8 protein-coding genes are annotated in these 8,707 nt (G+C 63.2%); 1 reads left to right on the top strand and 7 read right to left on the bottom strand.

Features of this window, described 5'->3' with window-relative positions; translation table 11 throughout:
• Window positions 1-142: 142 nt before the first annotated feature.
• From IEX53_RS12235 to IEX53_RS12215, 5 genes are all read right to left on the bottom strand, one after another.
• Complete coding sequence (locus tag IEX53_RS12235) at window positions 143-1,522, bottom strand: flagellar biosynthesis protein FlgA (RefSeq protein WP_188824432.1); 1,380 nt, start codon at window positions 1,520-1,522, stop codon at window positions 143-145.
• 40 nt (window positions 1,523-1,562) lie between these two features.
• A complete protein-coding gene (locus IEX53_RS12230) occupies window positions 1,563-3,086 on the bottom strand; it encodes a tripartite tricarboxylate transporter permease (protein WP_188824431.1) in 1,524 nt (507 codons plus the stop codon).
• Between the two features lie 82 nt (window positions 3,087-3,168).
• Entirely contained in the window at window positions 3,169-3,669 is a 501-nt protein-coding gene (locus IEX53_RS12225) for a tripartite tricarboxylate transporter TctB family protein (protein WP_188824430.1), read from the bottom strand.
• Window positions 3,670-3,740: 71 nt separating this feature from the next.
• Complete coding sequence (locus IEX53_RS12220) at window positions 3,741-4,724, bottom strand: tripartite tricarboxylate transporter substrate binding protein (protein WP_188824429.1); 984 nt, start codon at window positions 4,722-4,724, stop codon at window positions 3,741-3,743.
• Window positions 4,725-4,850: 126 nt separating this feature from the next.
• Window positions 4,851-5,903 (bottom strand): 4-hydroxythreonine-4-phosphate dehydrogenase PdxA, encoded by a 1,053-nt coding sequence (locus IEX53_RS12215; protein ID WP_188824428.1) that lies wholly within the window; start codon window positions 5,901-5,903, stop codon window positions 4,851-4,853.
• A gap of 181 nt (window positions 5,904-6,084) precedes the next feature.
• On the opposite strand from IEX53_RS12215, the gene IEX53_RS12210 reads away from it, so the two are divergent.
• Complete coding sequence (locus IEX53_RS12210) at window positions 6,085-6,768, top strand: GntR family transcriptional regulator (protein WP_188824427.1); 684 nt, start codon at window positions 6,085-6,087, stop codon at window positions 6,766-6,768.
• Window positions 6,769-6,802: 34 nt separating this feature from the next.
• On the opposite strand, the gene otnC is transcribed toward IEX53_RS12210, so the two are convergent.
• Window positions 6,803-7,438 (bottom strand): 3-oxo-tetronate 4-phosphate decarboxylase, encoded by a 636-nt coding sequence (otnC, locus tag IEX53_RS12205; protein ID WP_188824426.1) that lies wholly within the window; start codon window positions 7,436-7,438, stop codon window positions 6,803-6,805.
• On the bottom strand, window positions 7,435-8,700 hold the full coding sequence (gene otnK, locus IEX53_RS12200; protein WP_188824425.1) for a 3-oxo-tetronate kinase: 1,266 nt from the start codon (window positions 8,698-8,700) through the stop codon (window positions 7,435-7,437). Before otnK ends, otnC begins: the two co-directional genes overlap by 4 nt.
• Window positions 8,701-8,707: the final 7 nt, after the last annotated feature.

Here is an 8,707-nt window from a genome sequence, read left to right as displayed (position 1 = left end):
GCGCGCGCCGAAAGTGGCCGACTTTTGCTCCGCCCCGTGGCCGGTTTTTACTCCGCCGTTGACACAATGTCGCCGCAAACGGCCCGTGACAAATAGACTTATTCGATGCTGCCATCGCAAAATAAGATGGCAGCCTGCGCGTTCATCGTTCGAAGAAGAAAGCGTCCTGCTGCTGGCGCAAATCCAGAAGGCGTGAGCCCTCCACGGCGATATCACCGAGGCGGATCGCATTGCCAGCCTTGACCGGGCGGATCAGCTTGCGGTTGGCGGCGAGATAGAAGGGCGCCGGTCGCTCCTCCTGGACCGGGCTCGCCGGAACCAGCGCCGCTGAAACATTCTCAATGGCGTGGTGATGGCCGCCGGCTGCCAGCAATGTTCCCGCTTCGAGGTCTGCCTCGGCGACGGCGATCAGATCGAAGCGCGGGCGGGGATGCCGCGAGCCGCTGGAAAGCCCTTTCAGTCCGGCTTCCAGCACGCTGGTAGCCGCCTCAAGGCCAAGAAGATGGCGCGGCAGATAGACCATGGCCGTCGCGCCGTCGCGGCTCAAGATATGCCCCTTTCCGGCAAGCAGTTCCCAACTGGCCGCGTCGCGGCAGCGGATGACGACGAATACCCCGCCCGCGAAGCTAATTTCGCCGGGAAGCCGCAGGCAATGAAAGACATCCATCCGCCGCTCGCCCTCAAGAAGCCCGCCATCTTCCCGCGTTGAAAAGAAGGTGGGCACCTCCGATATCCGTGCGATGGGACAATGAAGCTCGGGCCTGTCAGGCGCGAGATCCACAGAATGGGAAACGACGGCAAGTTCGCAGAGGTCAGGCACGGCGCGCTGCGGCAGCTTCCTCGCCGCTCTCGCCCGCGCTGCCGCCACTTCCACGGCGCCGCGCTCGCCAAGGTCGAGCAGATCGCTAAAATCCGCGGCATCGATGGTGACGCCGTTGCTGGTCAGCGTCCGGGTCTCGGGATCGAAGACGAAATCATATTCGCTCGACTTGCCAGCGCAGACGATCTCGAAGCCGAGTACTTCCGCCCAGGTGACGAGGCCGATCAGCAGGCTCGGCTGGTCGCCATCGACAGGCGTGACCACCTTGCCCGATCTCGCGGCACGCGTGGCAAGGCCGGGGCCGACGACGCTATCAACCTCCTTGGAAACCAGCGCGACATGCTTGCCCGCCTCGATCGCCAGTTCCGCATGGCGTGCGCCGGCTTCGGGATGGCCAGTCGCCTCGACCAGCACGTCGAACGGCAAATGGACGACATGCGCGAGATTACCCGCTGCGATGGCGGCGCCTTCGGCCCAGGCGCGGCTCGCATCCTCTGGGCTGTGGCATTGGGCAACCCTGCCGGCGCCCACGGATTCCAGGGCCGCCGCGGCGCTGGCGCTGTCGACATCGACCGCGATGCGCACATTCATCTGGGGAACGCGCCGGCCCTGCGCCAGGAAGCTGCGGCCGAACCCGCCCGTGCCGACGATGCAGGCTTCGACAGGCCGCGTCGCGCCGGCGAAATAATCGTGGAAGTTCATACGGAAACGTCCTTTTCACACGAAGGCAATGAGGGAGGCGTCACACCTTGGCGGGATGCTTTGCCGCCCGGCGTCGCAAGCCGGGAAGCCCTGCCGCCCTGGCGATCAGTGGCCAGAAAAGCATCAACAGACCAAGGGCCATGATCGTAGAGACAAGCGGGTTCGACCAGAAGATCGTCAGCGACCCGTTCGACATCAGCATGGACTGGCGGAAGGCGTCCTCCGCCTTGTCGCCAAGCACCATGGCCAGCACCAGCGGCGCGATGGGATAGTCCAGCTTCTTGAAGAGATAGCCGAGAAGGCCGAAGCCGAGCACCAGCCACATATCGAAAGTCGAATTGGCCACCTGATAGGCGCCGGAGAAGATGATGGCGACAATCACCGGCCCGACGATCGCAAAAGGCACGCGCAGGATCGAGGCGTAGAGCGGTACCGTGGTGAGCACCAGCAGAACCGCGACGACATTTCCCAGATACATCGAGGCGATGAGCCCCCAGACGAAATCCGGCCTGTCGATGAAAAGCATCGGTCCCGGCGTCAGCCCCCAGATCATCAGTCCGCCCATCATTACCGCCGCTGTCGCCGAGCCGGGAACGCCAAGCGCCAGCATCGGCAGAAGGGCCGACGTGCCCGCCGAATGGTCGGCTGTCTCCGGCGATACGATGCCGCGCGGATCACCCTCGCCGAACTGCGACTTGTCCCTGGCGAAGCGCCGGGCGAGGCCGTAGCTCATGAAGGAGGCTGCGGTGGGGCCAGCGGGCGTGATGCCCATCCAGATGCCGATGACCGTTGAACGCAGGATCGACCAGCCATAGCGCGGCATCTCCTTCAGCGCTTTCAGCACATCGATGGCCCTGACGCGCGCCTTGATGCCGTCGAAGCGCAATCCCTCCTCCGTCGTCAGCAGCAATTCGCCGATGCCGAACAGGCCCATGACCGCGACGAGGAAGGAAACGCCCTTGATGAGTTCAGGAATGCCGAAGGTGAGGCGCAGGCCTCCCGAGATCGTATCCATGCCGACGGTCGCGAAGGCGAAGCCCAGCATCATCGTCACCAGTGTCTTGGCGGGCGCATTGGCGCTCATCCCTATGAAACTGGCGAAAGCGAGGAAATAGACGGCGAAGAATTCGGGCGAAGAGAACTGCAGGGCAAAACGCGCCACCCAGCCGGAAAGCAGCGTAATCATGACGACGCCGGCAAGCGCCCCGATGCCGGCCGACATGAAGGCGAGTGTCAAAGCCCGCGTCGCCTGGCCGTTCTTCGCCATGGGATAGCCGTCGAAGGTCGTCGCCACCGAAGAAGGCTCGCCGGGAATGTTGAAGAGGATCGAGGTGGTCGATCCGCCGAAGAGCGCGCCCCAATACATGCAGGACAGAAGAATGATGGCCGAGATCGGGTCCATCGTGAAGGTGAGCGGCAGGAGGAGCGAGACGCCGTTTGGCGCGCCGAGCCCGGGCAGCACGCCAACCAGAATGCCGAGCATGACCCCGATCACCATGATCATGAGGTGGTGTGCGGTGATGATGGTGGCGAAACCGTCCATCAGATAGCCAAAATTGCCCATCGCCTGTTTCCTCCCAAAAGCAAGTCCAGGAAAAGCGGGGACCGGTTTCCGTCAGGGCTTGCGTAAAACTGAAGAAGCCGGATCAGTAGATGCCGAGCCAGTTCTCGATCGGTCCTTTCAGCAGCGGGACCTGGAAGCCGATCTCGAAGACGAGGTAGAAGAGACCGGTAACGGCCACCGCCGCGAGCGCGCTAACCCACCAGCGATAGCCGCCCTGCCACATCATCGCGCCGCAGATATAAAGCGCCGTGCCGACATAAAGGCCGAGCAGCAGCGATACGACCATGAAGGCGACGAGTGGCAGCAGGAAACCGAGAACCGGGCGGGCCTTCTCCATGGTCAGGAAGATCTCACCCTCGCGCCGGTAGAAGAACACCGTCCGCAACAGCGTCACGAGACTGCCGAGGATAATCAGGTTGCCGACATAGAACGGGAAATAACCCGCTTCCGGCCCGGTCTCGGCCCAGCCGATGCCGCTCTGCCACGCTCCGCAGCAGATGGCGAGACCCACCCCGCCGGTCAGGAGCGCTGTGACGATTTCCATCGTCTTGCGTGATACGGATGTCTTTTCGGTTTGAGCCATTCCTGCCTCCCCAGGCTTTGCCGGATCGGGGACGCCCTCCGGAACGTCCCCGAATTCGCTCGTCTACCGGCTCACTTGACCAGCCAGCCCTCGCGCTCCAGCACCTTGACCACATTGTCCCGGTCTTTCGCCTGGTAGGCCTTGAATTCGTCGCCGGCCATGAACTGTGAGGTTTGCGAGGTCTTGTCGATATATTCCTGCCATTCCGGCGTCTCGGAGACCTTCTTCAGGACATCGCGATAGAAGGCGACCACATCCTCGCCGACGCCTGCCGGCAGCCAGACAGTGCGCGGCATGCGGTAGCTCTCGATCGCAAGGCCCGCTTCGGCGCAGGTGGGAATGTCGTGCCATCCCTTGCCGTCATGCACGGGGGCGCTCTGCGGGAAGCGGTCCGGGCGGAAAACGCAAAGCGGCTTCACCATCCCCGCCTGCCATTGGCCGCGGTTCTCGTTGGGATTGTTCACATTGGCACCAATATGGCCGCCCGCCAGCTGGACGCCCGCCTCGCCGCCGCTCTTGAACGGAATATAGCGGAATTCCGCACCCGTCACCTCGGCAATGGTCGAGACGAGAATATGGTCGGTATCCTTGGACTGGCTGCCGCCGAACGTAATCGCTCCCGGCTTGGCTTTCGCCGCCTCGATGAAGGATTTGACGTCGTTGAAATCAGAGTTTCCATTGACCCAGATCAGGAATTCGTCGAGCGCAAGGCTGGCGACCGGCGTCAGGTCTTCCGGCTTGTAAGGGATAGCGGCCACGCTTGGCAGGAGATATTCATTGTTGGTGCCGAAGGTCAGCTTGTAAGGGTCCGCCTTGTAGCCGGCGGCGTAAACGAAGCCCTCCGCGCCGCTGCCGCCGCCTTTGTTGGTGACGACGATGGGCGCCTTCATCAGCTTGTGCTTGCCGATGATGGCTTGCACGGTGCGGGCGAAATTGTCGGTGCCGCCGCCCGGCCCCGATGTCACCACGAATTCCACGGGCCGCGCCGGCTCAAAGGCAAGCGCCGGAGCGGCAGCCGTCAGGGCGAGCAGCGCAACGGTAATCTGTTTCAGCATTGTCGGTTCCTCCCAGGTTTCGGGACCGCACCGCCACAAGCTCCCACCCGGCGGTTCGGCCTCTTGTTAGCCGCATGATCTTGCCCAAAAAGTCTGCAACTTTGCGATCATGTTCCGGCAATCCGTCTATTCGGCGGCCTCTTTCAGAGCGGCCTGCCGCTTCGCCATTTTTGCCGCCAGCAGCACAGCCTCGCGCGATGCTCCCATATCCGCGATGCCGCGGCCGGCGATGTCATAGGCAGTGCCGTGAGCCGGTGTGCAAAGCGGAAAGGGCAGCCCGCCCATCATCGTCACGCCCTTGTCGAAGCCCATCATCTTCATCGCGATCTGGCCCTGGTCGTGATACATGGTCAGGACGGCATGAAAACCTTCTTTCAGCGCGCGCAGAAAGACTGTGTCAGCCGGGAAAGGTCCCTCCACCGCGTAGCCTGCCGCCTTGGCCCGTTCCACCGCTGGCTCGATGATCTCGATCTCCTCCATCCCGAAGCTGCCGCCATCGCCCGCATGCGGATTGAACCCCGCCACGGCGATCCGTGGCTGTTCTATCCCCGCAAGCCGCAGGCACGCGGCTGTCAGATCGATCTCGGCCAGTATCGCCTCCTCGCTGAGATGGCTCGATACGGCCGACAGCGGGATATGTGAAGTCACCCGCGCATTCCAGACTTTCTCCAGCACATTGAACTCGCGCATCCGGCCCTTGAAGGCAAGCACATCGGAAACGAAGCGGATTTCGTCATCATAGCCCGGATAGGCATAGCGCATCGCCTTCTTGTTGAAAGGCGTAAAGCAGACGCCATCGACGCGGCCCTGATCTGCGAGATGAAGCGCGAAGCGGAAATTTTCGGTCGCGAATCGTCCGCCCGCGAGCGTCGCCTCGCCGCGTGTGACATCGGCTGGGTCGAGATGGCCCAGATCGATGAAGACAGGCCTGGCGGTCGCCTCGGTGGAAAATTCGGACGGCGAGCGATAATCGATATCGAGCGTGACCCCGGCGATTGCAGCGCCTTCCTCCAGAATGCGGCCGTCGCCGATGACCGCCAGATGCGCCGCGTTGCGCAATTCCGGGAGGGTGAGTATCCGCGCGGTCAGTTCCGGGCTGATGCCCGCGGGATCGCCCATGGCCAGCGCCAGCACGGGGCGGTCCGTCCGCGTTTCGATACCCATACCATCTGTGGCCATGAAAGTTCCTCCCTCTTCGATGACGCCCTGACCGTACACGTCCGTTTTTCCCTGTGCAAGTATTTTGTATACAGTATATTGCATAATGAATGAAGGCAGTACCATTTTCCCGTCACCGATGCGAAAATGGCATGAAAGCCTCGGCTCGCTACGAGTCGACAGTGCAAATGGAGATGATGAAATGGCCTCTGACGGGATCGAACAGGGCGGACGGCGTGCGGTCACGGCGATTTCCCGTCAGTCGCTGCATGGCGAGATCGTCAACCGGCTGCGCGACATGATCATCGAGGGCGATCTACAGCCGGGGCAGCGCATCTACGAGCATCAGCTGGGCGAGGAAATGGGCGTTTCCCGCACCCCGCTGCGCGAGGCGCTGAAATTCCTGGCCAGCGAAGGGCTTGTCGAGCTGGTGCCGAGCCGGGGCGCCATGGTCAAGCGCTTCTCGGCGAAGGATGTCGAGGACATGCTGGTCACCATTCGCTCGATGGAGATGCTGGCGGCGCGTCTCGCCTGCGCCAAGGCGAGCGACGAGGGAATAGCGCGGCTGCGTGCCCTGCACGACGCCATGGTGCGCCATTACAAGGCCGGTGAGCGGCTCGAATATTACAAGCTCAACCAGCAGATCCATACCGGCATTGTCGCCCTTGCGGACAATGCCCCGCTGGCGGAGGTGCACGGCCTGTTGCAGTCGCGCGTCAAGCGCATCCGTTTCGTCGGTCATGAAGGACCGGAGCGCTGGGCCTCCGCCGTCGCCGAGCACGAGCGGATCATTACGGCGCTGGAATCCCGCGATGCCGAAACGCTCGCTCGCGAACTGGACATTCACCTCGCCAATGGCTGGGAACGGGTAAAATCCACTCTTTGATCCGTTTTCGTTTCAAGGCCATGAGACCGGGATTTCACCCGAGCGCCCGGCTCTGCTCCAGTGTCAGCGGCTTGATCCGGTGTCCCTGCAGGAGGAGATGGAGCTTTGCCGTCTCCTCCAGCTCTTCCGTCGCATATTGCGCGTCGAGAAGCGTCTTGCCAGCGACGACGGGACCGTGATTGGCAAGGAGCACCGCATGGCTTTTTTCCGCCCTTGCCGCCATGGCCTCGGCCAGCGCCTGATCCCCCGGCGGAAAATAGGGAACGAGCGGCAGCGAGCCGACGCGCATGACGTAATAGGCAGTCAGGGGCGGCAGCACGTCTTCCGGGTCGATGTCGGCCAGCAGGCTCACCGCCACCGCATGGGTCGAATGCAGATGCACGACCGCGCCGCTCTGCGGGCGCTTGCAATACATGCACTGATGGAGAAACGCTTCCTTCGTCGGCTTGTCGCCGTCGATATGCACCCCTTCGGCGGAAAAGCGGGACAGGCGCTCCGGGTCGAGGCTGCCGAGCGAGGCATTGGTCGGCGTCATCAGGATTTCCCCGTTGGACAGCCGGACGCTGATATTGCCGGTAGAACCCGATGTCAGCCCGCGGTCGAAGAGCGATTTGCCGACGCGCGCGATCTCATCGCGCGCCTTGGTTGCTTCGGAGAGGATGGCGCTCATTGCAGCAGATCCCATGCCCTAAGAAAGAAATCGTCCGCGCCGAAATTGCCGGATTTGAGGGCGAGCGCCATGGGCTTCTCCCTGTCGAGGCTCAGCGTCCAGGGAACGCCGGGATCGATCTCCGGCCCGATCCGCAGCGCCGCGATACCGAGCCCGCCGACCACCGCGCCCGATGTCTCGCCTCCGGCGACGATGAGGCGGGTGAAGCCATTGTTCCGCAGCCTTGTGGCAATTTCTGCCAGGAGATGCTCGACCAGCGCCCCGGCCCGCTCGCGCCCAAGCTCTTCCTGCGCAACGCGTACTTCGTCCGGGTCCGCGCTCGAATAGGCAAGCGGATTGGAGTGACCTACAGGTGCGAACCAATCGGCAACGCTGGCGGCGGTGATTTCTCCCCTGGCGATGGCGAGCGGATCGATCTTCAGCGCGGGGAAACCGGCGGCGATTGCATTCTCGATCTGCCGCCGCGTCGCCGCCGAGCAGGAGCCGGCAAGGATGGCGGCTCGCCCGGCAGGGGCGGTGAAAGCCCTATCGGCCCCTTTGGGAGCGAGCTTGCCCGCCCGGCGGAAATTCTCCGGCAGGCCGAGCGCGACGCCCGATCCCCCCGTAATGAGCTTCATATCCGCTGCCGCCCTTCCGATGGTGCGCAAATGCCCGTCCGTGACCGCGTCGACGATGACGAACCGTTCACCCCTTGCCGTCGCCTCAGTGAAAGCGGCGGCAAGCGCCTCGCTGCCCCGGTCGACAGCAGCGAAGGGGACGAGGCCGACGCGCCGCTTCGTCTGCTCTTGCAGCACCCGGACGAGATTGGCGTCCTGCATCGGCGTCAGCGGATGATCCTTCATCGGGCTTTCGGAGAGCAGCGCCGGGCCGACGAAAAGATGGCCCTGATAGACGGTGCGGCCATTAGCGGGAAAAGCCGGGCAGGCAATCGCCAGCGGTGCGTCCATGAGATCGGCAAGGGCTTCCGCGACCGGGCCGATATTGCCATGAGGCGTGGAATCGAAGGTCGAGCAATATTTGAAGAAGATTTGCCCTGAACCGGCTGCCAGAAGCGCACGGGCGGCGTCAAGCGACTGGGCGACCGCCTCCGCCGCCGGGATCGTCCGCGATTTCAGCGCCACGACCACGGCCTCGGCATCGCCGAAATCGAAGCCGGCAGGCGGTACGCCCACCACCTGCACAACGCGCATTCCTTCCCGTGAAAGCGTCAGCGCGAGATCCGTCGCGCCGGTCAGATCGTCAGCAATCGCACCCAGAAGCATGTCACTC

The organism is Paramesorhizobium endophyticum, assembly GCF_014640615.1.
GTDB lineage: Bacteria > Pseudomonadota > Alphaproteobacteria > Rhizobiales > Rhizobiaceae > Paramesorhizobium > Paramesorhizobium endophyticum.
Note: the sequence above shows the minus strand (reverse complement) of the source record. Positions and strands in the feature narration are given on the sequence as shown.

Excerpts from the sequence above, each read along its gene's own strand:
- otnC (WP_188824426.1), bottom strand. The coding sequence starts at position 7,438 with ATGAGCGCCATCCTCTCCGAAGCAACCAAGGCGCGCGATGAGATCGCG.
- otnK (WP_188824425.1), bottom strand. The coding sequence starts at position 8,700 with ATGCTTCTGGGTGCGATTGCTGACGATCTGACCGGCGCGACGGATCTC.
- IEX53_RS12220 (WP_188824429.1), bottom strand. The coding sequence starts at position 4,724 with ATGCTGAAACAGATTACCGTTGCGCTGCTCGCCCTGACGGCTGCCGCT.
- IEX53_RS12235 (WP_188824432.1), bottom strand. The coding sequence starts at position 1,522 with ATGAACTTCCACGATTATTTCGCCGGCGCGACGCGGCCTGTCGAAGCC.
- IEX53_RS12230 (WP_188824431.1), bottom strand. The coding sequence starts at position 3,086 with ATGGGCAATTTTGGCTATCTGATGGACGGTTTCGCCACCATCATCACC.
- IEX53_RS12210 (WP_188824427.1), top strand. The coding sequence starts at position 6,085 with ATGGCCTCTGACGGGATCGAACAGGGCGGACGGCGTGCGGTCACGGCG.
- IEX53_RS12225 (WP_188824430.1), bottom strand. The coding sequence starts at position 3,669 with ATGGCTCAAACCGAAAAGACATCCGTATCACGCAAGACGATGGAAATC.
- IEX53_RS12215 (WP_188824428.1), bottom strand. The coding sequence starts at position 5,903 with ATGGCCACAGATGGTATGGGTATCGAAACGCGGACGGACCGCCCCGTG.